Here is an 18,216-nt window from a genome sequence, read left to right on the forward strand (position 1 = left end):
CTAGAATTCGAGTCCGGCTTCGCGGGCGGCGTCAGCCAGGGCCGCGATGCGGCCGGCGTAACGGTTTCCGCCACGGTCGAAGACGACCTTGCCGACACCCGCGGCCTTCGCCCGCTCGGCGAGAAGGGTGCCGACCTTGCCGGCCAGTGCCTTCTTGTCGCCGTCGGTGCCACGGATGGTCGTGTCGAGCGTCGAGGCCGAGGCCAGCGTGTGGCCCTTGAGGTCGTCGACGATCTGCGCGGTGATGTTCCGCAGCGAGCGGGTGACGACCAGGCGCGGACGCTCGGCGGTGCCACTGACGTGCTTGCGGATGCGGAAGTGCCGGCGTGCGCGCCCGACTCGGCGCGCCGCGGCGGAGCCGCCTGTGTTGCGGCGCTTGAGCAGCGTGGCGCTCACTTCTTGCCTGCCTTTCCAGCCTTACGGCGGATGACCTCGCCCTGGTACTTCACGCCCTTGCCCTTGTACGGCTCCGGCGGGCGGATCTTGCGGATGTTGGCGGCGACCTCGCCCACCTGCTGCTTGTCGATGCCGGCGATGTGGAACAGCGTCGGCCGCTCGACGGTGAACGTGATGCCCGGAGGGGGCGTCACGAGCACGGGGTGGGAGAACCCGAGCGCGAACTCCAGGTCGGCACCCTTCGCCGTGACGCGGTAACCGGTGCCGGCGATCTCGAGGCTCTTGCGGTAGCCCTCGGTGACGCCGATGACCATGTTCGCGATCAGGGTGCGCGACAGGCCGTGGAGCTCCTTGGCCTTGCGCTCGTCGTTGGGGCGCACGACGTTGAAGGAGCCGTCGTCGGCCTTCTCCAGCGTGATGGGCTCGGCGAGGGTGTGGTTGAGCTCGCCCTTGGGTCCCTTGACGGTGATGACCTGGCCGTCGATCTTGAGGTCGACGCCGGCGGGCACCGCGATGGGCTTACGTCCGATTCGAGACATTGAAGGCTCTCCCTTACCAGACGTAGGCGAGGACTTCCCCGCCCACCCCTCGCTTGCGGGCCTGCCGGTCGGTGAGCAGCCCTTGGGACGTCGAGATGATGGCCACACCGAGGCCACCGAGCACGCGCGGCATCTCCACCGACTTCGCGTACACCCGCAGACCGGGCTTCGAGACCCGGCGGATGCCGGCGAGGCTGCGCTCGCGGCTCTGGCCGTACTTGAGCTCAACGATCAGCGTCTTGCCGACCTTGCCCTCGTCCGGCTCCTGAACCTGCCACGAGGACACGTAGCCCTCGGACTTGAGCACCTCGGCGATGTTCGCCTTGATCTTCGAATAGGGCATGGTCACGCGGTCGTGGTACGCCTGGTTGGCGTTACGCAGACGCGTCAGCATGTCTGCGATCGGGTCGGTCATGGTCATTGCTTTGTCAGCCTTTCTCGCCGCGGTTCCTCGCCGCTGTGGGCGGGCCTACGGCGAAGGAGGTTTACCAGGAGGCCTTGGAAACGCCGGGCAGTTCGCCCCGGTGCGCCATCTCACGGATGCACACGCGGCAGAGCCCGAACTTCCGGTACACGGCCTTGGGCCGGCCGCAGCGCTGGCAGCGGGTGTATGCGCGGACCGCGAACTTGGGCTTCGCGGCGGCCTTGAGGACTAGGGCCTTTTTCGCCATTGGTCAGTTCTCCTAGTTCTCACGGAACGGGAAGCCGAGCAGCTTGAGCAGCGCGCGACCTTCCTCGTCCGTGCGAGCGGTGGTGACCACGGTGATGTCCATCCCTCGCGGCCGGTCGATGCGGTCCTGGTCGATCTCGTGGAACACCGACTGCTCGGTGAGACCGAAGGTGTAGTTGCCGTTGCCGTCGAGCTTGCGCCCGTCGAGACCGCGGAAGTCGCGGATACGCGGCAGTGCGATCGACAGCAGCCGGTCGAGGAACTCCCACATGCGGTCGTTGCGGAGGGTGACCTTGGCACCGATCGGCATGCCCTCACGCAGCTTGAACTGCGCGATGGACTTGGTCGCCTTGCGGATCTGCGGCCGCTGACCGGTGATCGTGGCGAGGTCGCGGACCGCGCCGTCGATCAGCTTCGAGTCGCGGGCCGCCTCACCGACGCCCATGTTGACGACGACCTTGACGACGCCCGGGATCTGCATCACGTTGTCGTACTTGAACTGCTCCCGCAGCTGGCCCGCGATCTCGTCGCGGTAGCGCTGCTTGAGGCGCGGGTTCACCTTGTCGACCGTCGTCATCACAGATCCTTACCGGAGCGACGCGACGTGCGGGTCTTGACGCCGTCCTCGTCGATGCGGGCGCCGACGCGGGTCGGCTTGTTGTCCGAGTCGATCACCATCACGTTCGAGACGTGGATGGCGGCTTCCTGGGTCACGATGCCACCGGTCTTCGAACCACGCTGGGTGGTGCGGATACGGGTGTGCTTCTTGACCCGGTTGACGCCCTCGACGATGACCTTGTCCTCGCGCGGGAGGGCGGTGAGGACCTTGCCCCGGGTGCCCTTGTCCTTGCCCGCGATGACCAGGACGGTGTCGCCCTTTTTGACCTTCATGGTTACAACACCTCCGGCGCGAGCGAGATGATCTTCATGAAACGCTTGTCCCGGAGCTCACGCCCGACCGGGCCGAAGATGCGGGTACCACGGGGGTCACCGCCATCCTTGATGATCACGGCGGCGTTCTCGTCGAACCGGATGTACGACCCGTCCGGCCGGCGCCGTTCCTTGGTGGTCCGGACGATGACGGCCTTGACCACATCGCCCTTCTTCACCCCGGCACCCGGGATGGCGTCCTTCACGGTGGCGACGATGATGTCACCGATGCCTGCATAGCGGCGACCCGAGCCACCGAGCACACGGATGCACAGGATCTCCCGGGCACCCGTGTTGTCGGCGACGCGCAGCCGCGACTCCTGCTGAATCACGCTTGTCTCCTAATGTCTGCCAGTTCTCGGCACCGGGCACGCGGCCCGGTGCCGAGCTTGGCGGAACGACGGCCTTACTTGGCCTTTTCGAGGATCTCCACGACCCGCCAGCGCTTGGTGGCGGACAGCGGCCGGGTCTCCATGAGCAGCACCCGGTCGCCGATACCGCAGGCGTTCTGCTCGTCGTGCGCCTTGAGCTTGTTGGTGCGGCGCATGACCTTGCCGTACAGCGGGTGCTTGACCTGGTCCTCGACCGCCACGACGACGGTCTTGTCCATCTTGTCGCTGACCACGAGGCCCTCGCGGACCTTGCGGCGGCCGCGGACCTCGGTGCTCTCGGTCGTCTGCTCGCTCATGCTCATGCCACCTCAGCCACAGCGTCGGGCGCGGCTGAGAGACCCAGCTCGCGCTCGCGCATGATCGTGTAGATCCGGGCGATGTCCTTGCGGATGATCTGCAACCGCCCGTGGTTGTCCAGCTGGCCGGTGGCCGACTGGACGCGGAGGTTGAACAGCTCCGCCTTCGCTTCCCGAAGCTTCTCGACCAGGCTCTCGTCGGACAGCTCGCGCAGGTCGGTCGCCTTGATTCCGGCGGCCATCAGACATCAGCCCCTTCGCGCGTGACGATCCGGCACTTCAGCGGAAGCTTGTGGATCGCGCGGCGCATTGCCTCGCGGGCGATCTGCTCGTTCGGGAACGACATCTCGAACAGGATCCGGCCCGGCTTGATGTTGGCCACCCACCACTCGGGGGAACCCTTGCCGGAGCCCATGCGGGTCTCGGCCGGCTTCTTGGTGATGGAGCGGTCCGGGAAGATCGTGATCCAGACCTTGCCACCACGCTTGATGTGCCGGGTCATGGCGATACGGGCCGCCTCGATCTGGCGGTTCGTGATGTACGCCGGCTCGAGAGCCTGGATACCGAACTCGCCGAAGACCACGCGGGTGCCGCCCTTGGCCGGACCGTGACGGTCCGGGTGGTGCGGCTTGCGGAAGCCCTTCGGGGGCTTACGAGGGATCAGCATTCGTCAGCCCTCCTGAGGCGTCTCTGCCGCTGCTTGCTCCACCGGGGCGGCCTCGGGGGTCACCTCGGCGGCCTGGGCCGCGGCTGCGGCCCGACCGGCCTCGGTGCCGCCGGCGGTCGTGCCGGAGGAACCAGAGCGACCACGACGCGGCCGTTCGGGCCGGTCGGTGCGCTCGCGACGGCCACCGCGCGGAGCGGCGGCCTCAGCCGGCGCCTCACGACCCGGGACGGCGTCGCCCTTGTAGATCCAGACCTTCACGCCGATGCGGCCGAAGGTGGTACGAGCCTCGAAGAAGCCGTACTCGATGTTGGCGCGCAGCGAGTGCAGCGGAACGCGACCCTCACGGTAGAACTCCGTGCGGCTCATCTCGGCGCCGCCGAGGCGGCCGGAGACCTGCACCCGGATGCCCTTGACGAGCGTGTTCTTCATCGCGGACTGCATCGCCTTGCGCATCGCCCGGCGGAAGCTGACCCGGCTGGACAGCTGCTCGGCCACGCCCTGCGCGACGAGCTGCGCGTCCGACTCGGGGCTCTTCACCTCGAGGATGTTGAGCTGCACCTGCTTGCCGGTGAGCTTCTCCAGCTCGTTGCGGATGCGGTCGGCCTCGGCGCCCTTGCGGCCGATGACGATGCCCGGGCGGGCCGTGTGGATGTCCACACGGACCCGGTCGCGGGTGCGCTCGATGTCGACCTTCGCGATGCCGGCGCGCTCAAGGCCCTTGGACATCATCCGACGGATCTTGACGTCCTCGGCGATGTAGTCCTTGTACAGCTTGTCGGCGTACCAGCGGGACTTCCAGTCGGTGCTGATGCCGAGCCGGAACCCGTGCGGGTGAACCTTCTGACCCATTACTCGGTCCCTTCCTCGGCGTCAGCCTTCGGCGCCGCCTTCTTCGCCGCGGCCTTCTTCGCCGGCGCGGCCTTCTTGGCCGTCGTTGACTCGACCTCGTCGGTCTCGTCGGTCTCCGGCGTCACGGCCTTGGCGGCCTTGGTCGCCTTCGCCACGCCGGCCTTCGCCGCGCGGGCCTGGGTCGCCGGGACGCTCTCGACCACGATGGTGATGTGGCTCGTGCGCTTGCGGATCCGGTACGCGCGACCCTGCGCCCGCGGCCGGAACCGCTTGAGCGTCGGGCCCTCGTCGACATATGCCTCGGCGACCAGGAGCGAGTCCGGGTCGAGCCGCTCATTGTTCTCTGCGTTGGCGATGGCGCTCGCGAGCACCTTGTAGACCGGCTCGCTCGCGGACTGCGGGGCGAACTGCAGCACCGTGAGTGCGTCGCGGGCGGGAAGCCCACGGACGAGGTTCACCACACGGCGCGCCTTCATGGGCGACACGCGCACATGGCGCGCGATCGCCCGGGCACCGGGCAGCGCCGCCGCTGCTTTTGTTGGCATTGGGAAATCCCCTTTAGTTGGCTGCCTTAGCGGCGGCGGCTCTTCCGGTCGTCCTTCTCGTGACCCTTGAAGGTGCGGGTCAGCGCGAACTCGCCGAGCTTGTGCCCGACCATCGCCTCCGTCACGAAGACGGGAACGTGCTTACGCCCGTCGTGGACGGCGATCGTGTGCCCGAGCATGTCGGGGATGATCGTCGATCGGCGCGACCAGGTCTTGATGACGTTCTTGGAGTTCTTGGCGTTCTGGACTTCCACCTTCTTGATGAGGTGGTCGTCGACGAACGGGCCCTTCTTGAGGCTGCGAGGCATTGCTCAGGCTCCTTAGCCGCGCTTCCGGGTGGCGTAACGCCTACGGACGATGAGTCGGTCGCTCGGCTGGCCCTTGCGCCGCGTACGGCCCTCCGGCTTGCCCTTCGGGTTGACCGGGTGGCGACCACCAGAGGTCTTACCCTCACCACCACCGTGCGGGTGGTCGACAGGGTTCATGGCGACACCACGAACGGTCGGGCGCTTGCCCTTCCAGCGCATGCGGCCGGCCTTGCCCCAGTTGATGTTCGACTGGTCGGCGTTGCCGATCTCGCCGATGGTGGCCCGGCAGGCCACCTCCACGCGCCGGATCTCGCCGGACGGCATGCGCAGCGTCGCGTACTGGCCCTCACGGCCCAGCAGCTGGACGCCGACGCCGGCCGAACGGGCGAGCTTCGCGCCGCCGCCCGGGCGCAGCTCCACCGCGTGCACGGTGGTGCCGACCGGGATGTTGCGCAGCTGCAGGTTGTTGCCCGGCTTGATGTCGGCGCCGACCCCGGCCTCGACACGGTCGCCCTGCTTCAGGTCCTTCGGCGCGATGATGTAGCGCTTCTCGCCGTCGGCGTAGTGCAGCAGCGCGATCCGCGCGGTCCGGTTGGGGTCGTACTCGATGTGCGCGACCTTGGCGGGGATCCCGTCCTTGTCGGCACGCCGGAAGTCGATCAACCGGTACTGGCGCTTGTGGCCGCCGCCCTGGTGGCGCGCGGTGACGCGGCCGTGGACGTTGCGTCCGCCCTTGCTGGGCAGCGGGACGAGGAGCGACTTCTCCGGCGTCGATCGGGTGATCTCCGCGAAGTCGGCAACGCTCGAACCACGACGACCCGGGGTCGTCGGCTTGTATTTACGGATAGCCATCGTCTATACCCCTCAGCTGACCGGTCCGCCGAAGGCTTCGATCCGGTCACCGTCGGCGAGCTTGACCATCGCCCGCTTCGTGTCCTTGCGCTTGCCCCAACCCGTGCGGGTCCGCTTGCGCTTGCCTTCGCGGTTGATGGTGTTGACCGACAGGACGCGGACGCTGAAGATCTGCTGGATCGCGATCTTGATCTCGGTCTTGTTCGCGTCCGGGTGCACCAGGAACGTGTACCAGTTGCGGTTGAGCTCGCTGTAGCTCTTCTCAGAGACCACCGGCTGGATGATCACGTCGCGTGGATCGGCGATCGTCGCCATGATCAGGCCTCCTCAGTGGTCTCGTCGGCGCTGTTGTCCGCCGGCACGCCCAGGAACTCGTCGAGCGCCGCGGCCGTGAAGATGACCTGGTCGGCGACGAGCACGTCGTGCGTGTTGAGCTGGTCGGCCACCAGGAGGTGCACCGACTGCTCGTTGCGCAGGCTCAGCCAGTTGGCCTCGTCGTCGCGCGGCAGGACCACGAGGACGCGGCGCGCGTCGGTGATCCCACGCAGCACCTTGAGAGCGTCCTTGGTCTTCGGCGCGTCGCCGCTGATGAAGCTCTCCACGACGTGGATGCGACCCTCGCGGGCCCGGTCGGAGAGCGCCCCGCGCAGCGCGGCGGCCTTCATCTTCTTGTTCACCCGCTGGGTGTAGTCACGCGGCACGGGGCCGTGCGTGACGCCACCGCCGGTGAACTGCGGCGCGCGGATCGAGCCCTGACGGGCGCGGCCGGTGCCCTTCTGCTTGTAGGGCTTGCGGCCACCGCCGGACACCTCGCCCCGCGTCTTGACCTTGTGCGTGCCCTGGCGGGCCGCGGCGAGCTGGGCCACGACGACCTGGTGCAGCAGCGGGATGCTGGCCTGCGCGTCGAAGATCGCGTCCGGCAGCTCGACGGTGCCGTTCGTGGCGCCGTCAACCGTCTTGATGTCAACGGTGGTCACTTGGTGATCCCACCCTTCTGCGACTTCAGGTCGACCTTCGCGGCACTGCGCAGCAGCACGAGGCTGCCCTTCGGGCCGGGGACCGCACCCCTGATCAGGATCAGACCCTGCTCCAGCTCGACCGCCTGGACGGTGAGGTTCTGCACGGTGAAGCGCACCCCACCCATGCGGCCGGCCATCTTCACGCCCTTGAAGACGCGACCCGGGGTCGCGCAGGCGCCGATGGAACCCGGCGAGCGGTGCTTGCGCTCGACACCGTGGCTCGCGCGCAGGCCGTGGAAGCCGTGCCGCTTCATGACACCGGCGTAGCCCTTGCCCTTGGTGCGGCCGGTCACGTCGATGCGCTGGCCCGCGGTGAAGCTCTCGGCGGTGATCTCCTGGCCGAGCGAGTATTCGCCGGCGTCGGTGGTCCGCAGCTCCACGATGTGACGACGGGGGGCGACGTCCGCCTTGGCGAAGTGGCCCGACCGCGGCTTGTTGACCTTGCGCGGGTCGATCTGGCCCCACGCGAGCTGGACCGCGGAGTAACCGTCGTTGTCAGCCGTGCGCACCTGGGTCACGACGCACGGGCCGGCCTGCACCACAGTCACCGGGACGACCTTGCCGTTGTCCCAGATCTGGGTCATGCCGAGCTTCTCACCCAGGATGCCCTTGACTTGCCTGTCCATAAGTCCGGTCCCTACAGCTTGATCTCGATGTCGACACCAGCCGGCAGGTCGAGCCGCATGAGCGAGTCAACCGTCTTCGGGGTCGGGTCGATGATGTCGATCAGACGCTTGTGCGTGCGCATCTCGAAGTGCTCGCGCGAGTCCTTGTACTTGTGCGGCGAGCGGATCACGCAGTAGCGGTTGATCTCAGTGGGCAGCGGCACCGGCCCAGCGACCTGAGCCCCGGTGCGCGTGACCGTCTCGACGATCTTCCGCGCCGAGGAGTCGACGACCTCGTGGTCGTAGGCCTTGAGCCGGATGCGGATCTTCTGTCCCGCCATGGTGGCTTCAGTTCCCTCTCTCATGCGAAGTCTCTCGACCTCGCGGAACCCCGAAGGGTCCGGTGCCGCCTATTTGGTCTGTCCGACCCCCGCGGTCGGGCGTGTCGCGGCCAAGGGCCAGGCTCCGCCACCGACGTCCTTCTCAGGACTGCTGGTGGCTTCCGGAGACCTACCCCAGGGCGTGCCACGCCCAAAACGCAGGGGCGCGCGCCAGTCGCAAGACTGACGCCGCGCGGAAGCGGTCGAGACTTCTCCAAGAGCTGCCACTTGTGGCGTAACAGCTCAGCATCGAGCAGTCTCGACCGCCCCGCGACGCAACCCGACCATTATGCCGCACGAGGTGCGACAAAGTGAAATCGGGGTGCCTCAGGTCTTTACTTGAGGATCTTCGTCACACGGCCGGCGCCGACGGTGCGACCACCCTCGCGGATCGCGAAGCGGAGGTTTTCCTCCATCGCGATGGGCTGGATGAGCGACACGGTCATCGCGGTGTTGTCGCCGGGCATGATCATCTCGGTGCCTTCCGGCAGCGTGACGACGCCCGTGACGTCCGTGGTGCGGAAGTAGAACTGCGGCCGGTAGTTCTGGAAGAACGGGGTGTGCCGGCCACCTTCCTCCTTGGAGAGGATGTAGACGGTCGCCTCGAACTCGGTGTGCGGGGTGTTGCTACCCGGCTTCACCACGACCATGCCGCGCTCGACGTCCTCGCGCTTGATACCACGCAGGAGCAGACCGACGTTCTCGCCGGCACGCGCCTCGTCGAGGATCTTGCGGAACATCTCGATCGCCGTGCAGGTGGTCTTCATCGACTTGGCACGGATGCCAACGATCTCGACCTCCTCGTTCGGCTTGAGGATGCCACGCTCGACACGACCGGTCACGACCGTGCCACGACCGGTGATCGTGAAGACGTCCTCGACGGGCATGAGGAACGGCTTCTCGGTCTCGCGCTCGGGCTGCGGGATCGCGCTGTCCACGGCGCCCATGAGCTCCATGAGGGAGTCCGACCACTTCGGGTCGCCCTCGAGGGCCTTCAGGGCCGAGACACGCACGACCGGAGCGTCGTCGCCCGGGAACTCCTGGCTCGACAGCAGCTCACGAACCTCGAGCTCGACGAGCTCCAGGAGCTCCTCGTCGTCGACCATGTCGCTCTTGTTCAGCGCCACCACGATGTAGGGGACGCCGACCTGGCGGGCCAGCAGCACGTGCTCGCGGGTCTGCGGCATGGGGCCGTCGGTCGCCGCGACCACCAGGATCGCGCCGTCCATCTGCGCGGCACCGGTGATCATGTTCTTGATGTAGTCGGCGTGACCGGGGCAGTCAACGTGGGCGTAGTGCCGGGCCTCGGTCTGGTACTCGACGTGTGCGATCGAGATCGTGATGCCGCGGGCCTTCTCCTCCGGCGCCTTGTCGATCTCGTCGAACGGGGTGTAGGGGTTCACGTCCGGCATGCGGTCGTGAAGCACCTTGGTAATGGCCGCCGTCAGCGTCGTCTTCCCGTGGTCGATGTGACCGATGGTGCCGATGTTGACGTGCGGCTTAGTCCGCTCGAACTTCGCCTTCGCCACTGGTGTCCTCCTGTGGACTTCTGGTTCGCGGTGCGTTGACGCCTGAAGCGGTCAACGCACCCTGTCGACTTGGGTCTGGCGGCTGAAGCCTCAGGCCCGCTGATGCAGCCTCGCGGCCGCGGACCGGGAACTACTCCCCGGTCGCCTTCGCGATGATCTCCTTGGCGACGTTCGCGGGAACCTCGGCGTAGGAGTCGAACTGCATCGAGTAGCTCGCCCGGCCCTGGGTCTTCGACCGCAGGTCGCCGACGTAGCCGAACATTTCCGACAACGGCACCGTGGCGCGGACGACACGGGCACCGCCGCGCTCCTCCATCGCCTGGATGGTGCCGCGCCGGGAGTTGAGGTCGCCGATCACGTCGCCCATGTTCTCTTCCGGGGTGGTGACCTCGACGGCCATCAACGGCTCGAGGAGGGTGGGAGTAGCCCTGCGGGCCGCCTCCTTCATCACCATCGAGCCAGCGATCTTGAACGCCATTTCCGACGAGTCGACCTCGTGGTACTGCCCGTCGAGAAGCGTCAGCTTGACGCCCACCACCGGGTAGCCCGCGAGCACGCCGTACTGCATCGCGTCCTGGGCGCCGGCGTCGACCGAAGGGATGAACTCCTTCGGGATGCGACCGCCCGAGACCGCGTTGACGAACTCGTAGGTCGGGCCGTCCGCTGTCATCTCCAGCGGCTCGAGCTTGACGACCACCTTCGCGTACTGACCCGAGCCACCGGTCTGCTTCTTGTGCACGTAGTCGATCTTGTCGACGACGCCCTTGATGGTCTCGCGGTAGGCCACCTGCGGCTTGCCGATGTTGGCCTCGACGCTGAACTCGCGGCGCATCCGGTCGACCAGGATGTCGAGGTGCAACTCGCCCATGCCGGCGATGATGGTCTGGCCGGTCTCCTCGTCGTTCTTGACGCGGAAGGTCGGGTCCTCCTCGGCCAGGCGCTGGATGGCGGTGCCCAGCTTCTCCTGGTCGGCCTTGCTCTTCGGCTCGATCGCGACCTGGATGACCGGCTCCGGGAACGTCATCGACTCCAGGATCACCTGGTGCGCCGGGTCACAGAGGGTGTCACCCGTGGTGGTCTGCTTGAGACCCTGCACCGCGATGATGTCACCCGCCTGAGCGCTGGGCCGCTCCTCACGCTTGTTCGCGTGCATCTGGTAGATCTTGCCGATCCGCTCTTTACGGTCCTTGGTGGAGTTGACCACCTGGGCGCCGGATTCGAGCGTGCCGGAGTAGATGCGCACGTAGGTGAGCTTGCCGAGGTGCTTGTCCGTCTGGATCTTGAAGGCCAGGGACGAGAACGGCTCGGCATTGTCCGGCTTGCGCAGCAGCGGGGTCTCGCCGTCGGTGGCGATGCCCTCGACGGCGGGGATGTCCAGCGGCGACGGGAGGAACTCGACCACGGCGTCGAGCATGGGCTGGACGCCCTTGTTCTTGAACGCCGAGCCACAGACGACCGGGTTGAGCTTGCCGGCGATGGTCGCCCGGCGGATCGCGGCCCTGAGCTCCTTGACGTCGAACGTGTCGCCGTCGAGGTAGCGGACCATGATGTCGTCGTCGGTCTCCGACAGCGTCTCGAGGAGCTTGTCGCGCCACTCGGCCGCCTGGTCGGCGAGATCCGCGGGGATCTCCTCGATGGCGTAGTCCTCGCCCTTCTGGGTCTCGCCGCGCCACGTGAGCGCACGCATCTCCAGGAGGTCGACGACGCCGATGTGGTCGCCTTCCAGGCCGATCGGGATCTGCAGGACCAGCGGGGTCGCGTTGAGCCGGTCGATCATCATCTGCACGCAGCGGAAGAAGTCGGCACCGGTGCGGTCCAGCTTGTTGACGAAGCACATACGCGGAACGTTGTACTTGTCGGCCTGGCGCCAGACGTTCTCCGTCTGCGGCTCCACGCCGGCCACGCCGTCGTAGACCGCTACCGCACCGTCCAGGACCCGCAGCGACCGCTCGACCTCGACCGTGAAGTCGACGTGGCCGGGCGTGTCGATGATCTGGATGACGTGGCCCTTCCACTCGCACTTCGTGGCGGCGGAGGTGATGGTGATGCCCCGCTCCTGCTCCTGCTCCATCCAGTCCATGACGGCAGCGCCCTCGTGGACTTCACCGATCTTGTACGTGATGCCGGTGTAGAACAGGATGCGCTCAGTCGTCGTCGTCTTACCGGCGTCGATGTGCGCCATGATGCCGATGTTCCGGACCTTGGCAAGGGCAGCGTCTGAGGCAGCCACTTCGAATCCCTACTTCGTCTCTCGTCGGATTGCTTGGTAGAGCGTCGCTTACCAGCGGTAGTGCGCGAAGGCCTTGTTGGACTCCGCCATCTTGTGGGTGTCCTCGCGGCGCTTCACAGCGGCCCCGAGCCCGTTGCTGGCGTCCAGCAGCTCGTTCATGAGCCGCTCCACCATGGTCTTCTCACGACGGGCCCGCGAGTAGCTGACCAGCCAGCGCAGACCCAGCGTCACGGCCCTGGGAGGGCGCACCTCGACCGGCACCTGGTAGGTCGCGCCACCGACGCGGCGGCTGCGGACCTCGAGGGTCGGCTTGACGTTGTCCATCGCGCGCTTCAGCGTGACGACGGGGTCGGTGCCTGACTTCTCCCGGCAGCCTTCGAGGGCGTTGTAGACAACGCGCTCGGCGAGCTGACGCTTGCCCTCGACCAGGATCTTGTTGATCAGCTGGGTGACGAGCAGGGAGTTGTAGACCGGGTCCGCCACCAGGGGCCGGCGCGGCGCGGGGCCTTTACGCGGCATGTCAGCTCTTCTCCTTCTTCGCGCCGTACCGGCTGCGAGCCTGCTTGCGGTTACGGACACCCTGGGTGTCCAGCGAACCGCGAATGATCTTGTACCGGACGCCGGGGAGGTCCTTCACTCGGCCACCACGGACCAGCACGATCGAGTGCTCCTGAAGGTTGTGACCGACACCGGGGATGTAGGCCGTCACCTCGATACCGTTGCTCAGTCGCACACGGGCCACCTTGCGCAGCGCCGAGTTCGGCTTCTTCGGCGTGGTGGTGTACACACGCGTGCAGACGCCACGCCGCTGCGGGCTGCCCTTGAGCGCCGGCGTCTTGGTCTTGCTCAGCTTCGCCTGGCGGCCCTTGCGGACCAGCTGCTGGATCGTAGGCACTGGGCCTGTCTCCCTTCGGCCTCGCGGCCGCACGTCTTCTTCTTCGCTGTCTCCACGGCGTGACCGGCACCCGCGGTCGGGCGTGTCGCCCGCCGCGCGAACCCGGTCCAAGAAGTGCCAACCGGGTTTCGCGGTTTGCATCCACCCTCAACCCGCGGATGGCGGGCCGTTGTGGACGCACGCACGAGTTGCCCGGCAAAGCCGGGCACGAGGGGAAAGAGTACCCACCGTGAGGACGCTGGTCAAAATCGACGGCTCGGCCCCAAGACGGAACACTCTTCACACCAAGAGTACCTGGTGTCTGATCCGCCCGTCCTTGGGGTCGCATCATCGGTGTCCGTGCTGGTCGCCGGCCCCTTAGGTGGTCGCGGCCAACAGAAACGCGGCGATGAGTGACAGGACGCCGATGCCGGCGCCGACCGAGCCGAGCACGACGCCCGTGAGGGCCATCCCCCGGCCGCTCACCAGGCGGCCCACCCTGCGGATCTGCCGCATCCCGAACACGCCCAGGCCGACGGCTCCGAGGCCCAGGAAGACCGCCAGGATGGTGAACGCCCCACCGGCGACCGGGCCCCATCCCTCGGACGCGCCGAGCAGGCCGAAGCAGCTGACGGTCAGACCGACGAAGACCGACGCGATGCCGGCGACGAGGCTGCCGATCGCCGGGCCGTTGGGGACCGGCTGGACCATCGGGTAGGCGACCCCGAACGGGGTCCCCTGGACGTGGTCGATCCGCATCCCGGCCGGCTGGGCGTGCGGGGGCGGCGGCTGCCGCTGATACGGGTAGGTCACGTCAGTTCACCAACGGGTCGAAGTCGGTGCCGCGGCTACGGGCATAGGCCAGCAGGCCCAGGATCGCCAGGACGACCAGCGCGGCGATCGACAGCACGATGCCCGTCCACGCGAGCCGCACGCCGTTACGGAGCCTCCTGGCGCCCAGCAGGAAGCCCTCCGCGGCGACCAGCTCGCGGTGGGACTCCTTGGCCATGAGCAGCGCCAGGGTCGCCGGGATCAGCCCGCCGAGGAACGGCCCGGTCACCACGGACAGCAGGCCGAGCCCGAAGACGGCCGAGGCCTTGGTGGCGCGGACCGGGTCCGGGTCGAGCGGATGGCGCGTCGATGACGTCACCACCCGAGCCTATCCGGTACACACCGCGAGGGCGGAGACCATGTGGTCCCCGCCCTCGTGGTGGATGTGCCGCTTAGCGGAAGGAGCCCAGGTCGAAGTCGTCCAGGGGGACCGCCTGCCCGCTGGCCGGGCCGAAGCCGTAGTCGGCCTCCGGGTAGCCGGTCATCGAGTAGACCTTCGCCTTCGCCTCTTCGGTCGGCTCGACCCGGATGCTGCGGTACTTGCTGATGCCGGTACCCGCCGGGATGAGCTTGCCGATGATGACGTTCTCCTTCAGACCGATCAGCGAGTCGCTGCGCGCGTGGATCGCCGCGTCGGTCAGCACCCGGGTCGTCTCCTGGAACGAGGCCGCGGACAGCCACGACTCCGTCGCCAGGGACGCCTTGGTGATACCCATGAGCACGGGACGGCCGGCCGCCGGCTCGCCGCCCTCGGCGACGACGCGACGGTTCTCCGCCTCGAACAGCGCACGGTCGACCAGCACACCGGGCAGGAACTCGGTGGAGCCGGAGTCGATGACCGTGACCCGCTTGAGCATCTGCCGGATGATGATCTCGATGTGCTTGTCGTGGATGAGCACGCCCTGCGAGCGGTACACCTCCTGGACCTCGGAGGTCAGGTGGACCTGGACCGCCCGGGGACCCATGATGCGCAGCAGCTCGTGCGGGTCGATCGTGCCCTCGGTGAGCTTCTCGCCGACCTCGACGTGCTCGCCGTCCTGGTAGCGCAGCTTGGTGCGCCGGCTGAGCTTGTCGTGGACGATCTCCTCGCTGCCGTCGTCCGGCACGATGATGATCTTCCGCATGCGCTCGCCGTCCTCGATGCGCACGCGACCGGGGGTGTCGGCGATGGGCGCCTTACCCTTCGGCACACGGGCCTCGAAGATCTCCTGGACACGGGGCAGACCCTGGGTGATGTCCTCACCCGCGACGCCACCGGTGTGGAAGGTACGCATCGTCAGCTGCGTGCCGGGCTCACCGATCGACTGGGCGGCGATGATGCCGACCGCCTCGCCGACGTCGACCGTCTTGCCCGTGGGCAGCGACCGGCCGTAGCAGGCGCCGCAGACGCCGAGCTTCGACTCGCAGGTGAGCACGCTGCGCACCCGCACCGTCTCGGTCCCGGCCGCGACCAGCAGGTCGACCGTGATCGAGTTGATGTCCGTGCCGCGCTCGGCGACGAGCTTGCCGTCCTTGTCGCGGACGTCGTCGGCGAGGGTACGAGCGTGGACGCCCGTCTCCGCGTGCTGGTGGATGCGCATGACGCCGTCGTGCAGCTCGCCGACCGTCATCGGGATGGCGCGGTCGGTGCCGCAGTCCTCTTCCCGGATGATGACGTCCTGCGACACGTCCACCAGACGACGGGTCAGGTAACCCGAGTCTGCGGTCCGCAGCGCGGTGTCGGCCAGACCCTTCCGCGCGCCGTGCGTGGAGATGAAGTACTCCAGCACGGACAGACCCTCCCGGTAGCTGGCCTTGATCGGCCGCGGGATGATCTCGCCCTTCGGGTTGGCCACCAGGCCACGGATCGCGGCGATCTGGCGGAGCTGGAGCAGGTTACCGCGGGCGCCCGAGTTGATCATCTTCCACAACGGGTTTTCCTGCGGCAGCGCGCTTTCCATCTCCTTGGCGACCTCGCTGGTCGCCTTGGTCCAGATCTCGATGAGCTCGCCGCGACGCTCCTCGGCCGTCATGAGACCGCGCTGGTACTGCTTGTCGATCCGCTCGGCCTCCTTCTCGTAGCGCTCGAGGATCTCGCGCTTACGAGGCGGCTGGATGACGTCCTCCATGCCGATGGTGACGCCGGACCAGGTGGCCCAGTGGAAGCCGGCCAGCTTCAGCGCGTCCAGGGTCGCCGCGAGGGAGACCTTCGGGAAGCGCTCGGCCAGGTCGTTGACGATCGCCGACAGCTGACCCTTGCGGATCTCGTAGTTGACGAAGCGGTAGCCCACCGGGAGGGTCTCGTTGAAGAGCACCCGGCCCAGGGTCGTCTCGACCGTGACGGTGTCGCCGGACTGCCAGCCCTCCGGGGCCTCCCACTGCGGGCCGGCCGCACCGTTGTCGACGCCGATGATGCCGCGCAGGCGGATCTTCACCAGGGCCTGCAGGTGCAGCTCGCCGTTGTCGAACGCCATCCGGGCCTCGGCGTCGGAGCTGAAGGTGCGCCCCTCGCCGAGCAGGTTCTTCTGGATGTGCGTCAGGTGGTACAGGCCGATGACCATGTCCTGGGTGGGCATGGTGACCGGCTTGCCGTCGGCCGGCTTGAGGATGTTGTTGCTGGACAGCATGAGGATGCGGGCCTCGGCCTGCGCCTCCGCGGACAGCGGCACGTGCACGGCCATCTGGTCGCCGTCGAAGTCGGCGTTGAAGGCGGTGCAGACGAGCGGGTGGATCTGGATGGCCTTGCCCTCGACCAGCTGTGGCTCGAAGGCCTGGATGCCCAGGCGGTGCAGGGTCGGCGCGCGGTTGAGCAGCACCGGGTGCTCCGCGATGACCTCCTCCAGCACGTCCCACACGACCGGACGCTGACGCTCGACCATGCGCTTGGCCGACTTGATGTTCTGCGCGTGGTTGAGGTCCACCAGGCGCTTCATCACGAACGGCTTGAACAGCTCCAGCGCCATCTGCTTCGGCAGGCCGCACTGGTGCAGCTTGAGCTGCGGGCCGACGACGATGACCGAACGGCCGGAGTAGTCGACGCGCTTGCCGAGCAGGTTCTGCCGGAAGCGGCCCTGCTTGCCCTTGAGCATGTCGGACAGCGACTTCAGCGGCCGGTTGCCCGGGCCGGTGACCGGACGACCGCGGCGACCGTTGTCGAACAGCGCGTCGACGGCCTCCTGCAGCATCCGCTTCTCGTTGTTGACGATGATCTCCGGGGCACCCAGGTCGATCAGGCGCTTGAGCCGGTTGTTGCGGTTGATCACGCGCCGGTACAGGTCGTTGAGGTCGCTGGTGGCGAAGCGGCCACCGTCGAGCTGGACCATCGGACGCAGGTCCGGCGGGATGACCGGGACGCAGTCCAGGACCATGCCCAGCGGCGAGTTGGCGGTGTTGAGGAACGCCGCGACGACCTTCAGCCGCTTGAGCGCCCGGATCTTGCGCTGGCCCTTGCCGCTGCGGATGGTCTCGCGCAGCGACTCGGCCTCGTCGTCGAGGTCCAGGTTCTCCAGGAGCGCCTTGATCGCCTCGGCACCCATGGCGCCGGTGAAGTACTCACCGAACCGGTCGCGCAGCTCGCGGTAGAGCAGCTCGTCGGTGATGAGGTTCTTGCGGTCCAGCTTCCGGAACGTGTCCATGACCTCGTCGAGACGGTCGATCTCACGCTGCGCGCGGTCCCGCATCTGGCGCATCTCGCGCTCGCCGGACTCCTTGACCTTGCGGCGCACGTCGGCCTTCGCGCCCTCGGCCTCAAGCTCGGCGAGGTCCTGCTCCAGCTTCGCGGCACGCTTCTCGATCTCCGAGTCGCGGGCGTTCTCCGCCTGACGCTTCTCCGCCGAGACCTCGTTCTCGAGGGTGGCGAGGTCGCGGTGGCGGGCCTCCTTGTCGACGCTGGTGATCACGTACGACGCGAAGTAGATGATCTTCTCAAGGTCTTTCGGCGCCAGGTCGAGCAGGTAGCCGAGCCGGCTGGGCACACCCTTGAAGTACCAGATGTGCGTGACCGGGGCGGCGAGCTCGATGTGGCCCATGCGCTCACGGCGGACCTTGGCACGGGTCACCTCGACGCCGCAGCGCTCACAGATGATGCCCTTGAACCGGACCCGCTTGTACTTACCGCAGTAGCACTCCCAGTCCCGGGTAGGACCGAAGATCTTCTCGCAGAAGAGCCCGTCCTTCTCCGGCTTCAGGGTGCGGTAGTTGATCGTCTCGGGCTTCTTGACCTCGCCGTGCGACCACTGGCGGATGTCGTCAGCAGTGGCCAGACCGATGCGCAGTTCGTCGAAGTAGTTGACGTCGAGCACTTCGTCTATGTCCTCACGATTCAG

Annotated in this window: 24 protein-coding genes and 1 pseudogene; all 25 read right to left on the minus strand. The window is 67.4% G+C overall.

Going from position 1 to position 18,216, the window contains the following annotated elements; genetic code table 11:
• The 25 genes and pseudogenes from rplR to ABZS58_RS02315 all read right to left on the minus strand — a co-directional run bounded on the left by rplR (position 1) and on the right by ABZS58_RS02315 (position 18,192).
• A complete protein-coding gene (gene rplR / locus ABZS58_RS02195) occupies positions 1-384 on the minus strand; it encodes a 50S ribosomal protein L18 (RefSeq protein WP_354776819.1) in 384 nt (127 codons plus the stop codon).
• 8 nt (positions 385-392) lie between these two features.
• Positions 393-935, minus strand: a complete 543-nt coding sequence (rplF, locus tag ABZS58_RS02200) for a 50S ribosomal protein L6 (RefSeq protein ID WP_354776637.1) — start codon at positions 933-935, stop codon at positions 393-395.
• 13 nt (positions 936-948) lie between these two features.
• Positions 949-1,356 (minus strand): 30S ribosomal protein S8, encoded by a 408-nt coding sequence (rpsH, locus tag ABZS58_RS02205; protein WP_354776639.1) that lies wholly within the window; start codon positions 1,354-1,356, stop codon positions 949-951.
• 64 nt (positions 1,357-1,420) lie between these two features.
• The gene (locus tag ABZS58_RS02210) at positions 1,421-1,606 is read right to left on the minus strand and encodes a type Z 30S ribosomal protein S14 (protein WP_190249376.1); all 186 of its coding nucleotides are present in this window, start codon (positions 1,604-1,606) and stop codon (positions 1,421-1,423) included.
• Positions 1,607-1,618: 12 nt separating this feature from the next.
• Entirely contained in the window at positions 1,619-2,182 is a 564-nt protein-coding gene (gene rplE, locus ABZS58_RS02215) for a 50S ribosomal protein L5 (RefSeq protein WP_354776641.1), read from the minus strand.
• Positions 2,182-2,496 carry a 50S ribosomal protein L24 gene (rplX, locus tag ABZS58_RS02220; protein WP_033357656.1) on the minus strand — a complete coding sequence of 105 codons (315 nt, stop codon included), beginning with the start codon at positions 2,494-2,496 and terminating at the stop codon, positions 2,182-2,184. The genes rplE and rplX overlap by 1 nt, the downstream gene beginning before the upstream one ends.
• A gap of 2 nt (positions 2,497-2,498) precedes the next feature.
• Positions 2,499-2,867, minus strand: coding sequence for a 50S ribosomal protein L14 (gene rplN, locus ABZS58_RS02225; protein ID WP_203845087.1), 369 nt, complete (start codon positions 2,865-2,867; stop codon positions 2,499-2,501).
• A 74-nt stretch (positions 2,868-2,941) separates the two neighbouring features.
• Complete coding sequence (gene rpsQ / locus ABZS58_RS02230; RefSeq protein WP_354776643.1) at positions 2,942-3,223, minus strand: 30S ribosomal protein S17; 282 nt, start codon at positions 3,221-3,223, stop codon at positions 2,942-2,944.
• 2 nt (positions 3,224-3,225) lie between these two features.
• A complete protein-coding gene (gene rpmC, locus ABZS58_RS02235) occupies positions 3,226-3,465 on the minus strand; it encodes a 50S ribosomal protein L29 (protein WP_354776645.1) in 240 nt (79 codons plus the stop codon).
• Complete coding sequence (rplP, locus tag ABZS58_RS02240; protein WP_203845084.1) at positions 3,465-3,890, minus strand: 50S ribosomal protein L16; 426 nt, start codon at positions 3,888-3,890, stop codon at positions 3,465-3,467. The genes rpmC and rplP overlap by 1 nt, the downstream gene beginning before the upstream one ends.
• Positions 3,891-3,893: 3 nt before the next feature.
• Positions 3,894-4,739, minus strand: a complete 846-nt coding sequence (gene rpsC / locus ABZS58_RS02245; protein WP_354776647.1) for a 30S ribosomal protein S3 — start codon at positions 4,737-4,739, stop codon at positions 3,894-3,896.
• Between the two features lie 182 nt (positions 4,740-4,921).
• Positions 4,922-5,284, minus strand: a pseudogene (rplV, locus tag ABZS58_RS02250) (50S ribosomal protein L22); the annotation flags it as partial.
• 26 nt (positions 5,285-5,310) lie between these two features.
• Complete coding sequence (rpsS, locus tag ABZS58_RS02255; RefSeq protein ID WP_203845081.1) at positions 5,311-5,592, minus strand: 30S ribosomal protein S19; 282 nt, start codon at positions 5,590-5,592, stop codon at positions 5,311-5,313.
• Between the two features lie 12 nt (positions 5,593-5,604).
• The gene (gene rplB, locus ABZS58_RS02260; protein ID WP_354776649.1) at positions 5,605-6,444 is read right to left on the minus strand and encodes a 50S ribosomal protein L2; all 840 of its coding nucleotides are present in this window, start codon (positions 6,442-6,444) and stop codon (positions 5,605-5,607) included.
• 12 nt (positions 6,445-6,456) lie between these two features.
• A complete protein-coding gene (gene rplW / locus ABZS58_RS02265; RefSeq protein WP_354776651.1) occupies positions 6,457-6,759 on the minus strand; it encodes a 50S ribosomal protein L23 in 303 nt (100 codons plus the stop codon).
• A 2-nt stretch (positions 6,760-6,761) separates the two neighbouring features.
• Complete coding sequence (gene rplD / locus ABZS58_RS02270; RefSeq protein ID WP_354776652.1) at positions 6,762-7,421, minus strand: 50S ribosomal protein L4; 660 nt, start codon at positions 7,419-7,421, stop codon at positions 6,762-6,764.
• On the minus strand, positions 7,418-8,089 hold the full coding sequence (gene rplC, locus ABZS58_RS02275; RefSeq protein ID WP_354776654.1) for a 50S ribosomal protein L3: 672 nt from the start codon (positions 8,087-8,089) through the stop codon (positions 7,418-7,420). The genes rplD and rplC overlap by 4 nt, the downstream gene beginning before the upstream one ends.
• Before the next feature lie 11 nt (positions 8,090-8,100).
• The gene (gene rpsJ / locus ABZS58_RS02280) at positions 8,101-8,409 is read right to left on the minus strand and encodes a 30S ribosomal protein S10 (protein ID WP_018347762.1); all 309 of its coding nucleotides are present in this window, start codon (positions 8,407-8,409) and stop codon (positions 8,101-8,103) included.
• Positions 8,410-8,783: 374 nt separating this feature from the next.
• Complete coding sequence (tuf, locus tag ABZS58_RS02285; RefSeq protein WP_203845076.1) at positions 8,784-9,977, minus strand: elongation factor Tu; 1,194 nt, start codon at positions 9,975-9,977, stop codon at positions 8,784-8,786.
• A gap of 130 nt (positions 9,978-10,107) precedes the next feature.
• Entirely contained in the window at positions 10,108-12,207 is a 2,100-nt protein-coding gene (gene fusA, locus ABZS58_RS02290; protein ID WP_354776656.1) for an elongation factor G, read from the minus strand.
• Positions 12,208-12,255: 48 nt separating this feature from the next.
• Entirely contained in the window at positions 12,256-12,726 is a 471-nt protein-coding gene (rpsG, locus tag ABZS58_RS02295) for a 30S ribosomal protein S7 (RefSeq protein ID WP_354776658.1), read from the minus strand.
• A 1-nt stretch (position 12,727) separates the two neighbouring features.
• Complete coding sequence (gene rpsL, locus ABZS58_RS02300; RefSeq protein WP_033357671.1) at positions 12,728-13,102, minus strand: 30S ribosomal protein S12; 375 nt, start codon at positions 13,100-13,102, stop codon at positions 12,728-12,730.
• 357 nt (positions 13,103-13,459) lie between these two features.
• Complete coding sequence (locus tag ABZS58_RS02305) at positions 13,460-13,894, minus strand: hypothetical protein (RefSeq protein WP_354776660.1); 435 nt, start codon at positions 13,892-13,894, stop codon at positions 13,460-13,462.
• A 1-nt stretch (position 13,895) separates the two neighbouring features.
• Positions 13,896-14,231: a hypothetical protein gene (locus ABZS58_RS02310; RefSeq protein ID WP_354776662.1), complete on the minus strand. Its 336-nt coding sequence runs from the start codon at positions 14,229-14,231 to the stop codon at positions 13,896-13,898.
• A 73-nt stretch (positions 14,232-14,304) separates the two neighbouring features.
• Entirely contained in the window at positions 14,305-18,192 is a 3,888-nt protein-coding gene (locus tag ABZS58_RS02315) for a DNA-directed RNA polymerase subunit beta' (protein ID WP_354776664.1), read from the minus strand.
• Between the last annotated feature and the right edge of the window lie 24 nt (positions 18,193-18,216).

This window comes from Dactylosporangium sp. NPDC005555 (assembly GCF_040605635.1).
Classification (GTDB): Bacteria; Actinomycetota; Actinomycetes; order Mycobacteriales; family Micromonosporaceae; genus Dactylosporangium.

Excerpts from the sequence above, each read along its gene's own strand:
- rplP (WP_203845084.1), bottom strand. The coding sequence starts at position 3,890 with ATGCTGATCCCTCGTAAGCCCCCGAAGGGCTTCCGCAAGCCGCACCAC.
- rplB (WP_354776649.1), bottom strand. The coding sequence starts at position 6,444 with ATGGCTATCCGTAAATACAAGCCGACGACCCCGGGTCGTCGTGGTTCG.
- rplW (WP_354776651.1), bottom strand. The coding sequence starts at position 6,759 with ATGGCGACGATCGCCGATCCACGCGACGTGATCATCCAGCCGGTGGTC.
- rplC (WP_354776654.1), bottom strand. The coding sequence starts at position 8,089 with ATGGACAGGCAAGTCAAGGGCATCCTGGGTGAGAAGCTCGGCATGACC.
- rpsS (WP_203845081.1), bottom strand. The coding sequence starts at position 5,592 with ATGCCTCGCAGCCTCAAGAAGGGCCCGTTCGTCGACGACCACCTCATC.
- rplX (WP_033357656.1), bottom strand. The coding sequence starts at position 2,496 with ATGAAGGTCAAAAAGGGCGACACCGTCCTGGTCATCGCGGGCAAGGAC.
- rpsC (WP_354776647.1), bottom strand. The coding sequence starts at position 4,739 with ATGGGTCAGAAGGTTCACCCGCACGGGTTCCGGCTCGGCATCAGCACC.
- rpsH (WP_354776639.1), bottom strand. The coding sequence starts at position 1,356 with ATGACCATGACCGACCCGATCGCAGACATGCTGACGCGTCTGCGTAAC.
- rpsG (WP_354776658.1), bottom strand. The coding sequence starts at position 12,726 with ATGCCGCGTAAAGGCCCCGCGCCGCGCCGGCCCCTGGTGGCGGACCCG.
- rpsQ (WP_354776643.1), bottom strand. The coding sequence starts at position 3,223 with ATGAGCGAGCAGACGACCGAGAGCACCGAGGTCCGCGGCCGCCGCAAG.
- rplF (WP_354776637.1), bottom strand. The coding sequence starts at position 935 with ATGTCTCGAATCGGACGTAAGCCCATCGCGGTGCCCGCCGGCGTCGAC.
- rplE (WP_354776641.1), bottom strand. The coding sequence starts at position 2,182 with ATGACGACGGTCGACAAGGTGAACCCGCGCCTCAAGCAGCGCTACCGC.
- ABZS58_RS02210 (WP_190249376.1), bottom strand. The coding sequence starts at position 1,606 with ATGGCGAAAAAGGCCCTAGTCCTCAAGGCCGCCGCGAAGCCCAAGTTC.
- rpmC (WP_354776645.1), bottom strand. The coding sequence starts at position 3,465 with ATGGCCGCCGGAATCAAGGCGACCGACCTGCGCGAGCTGTCCGACGAG.
- rpsJ (WP_018347762.1), bottom strand. The coding sequence starts at position 8,409 with ATGGCGGGACAGAAGATCCGCATCCGGCTCAAGGCCTACGACCACGAG.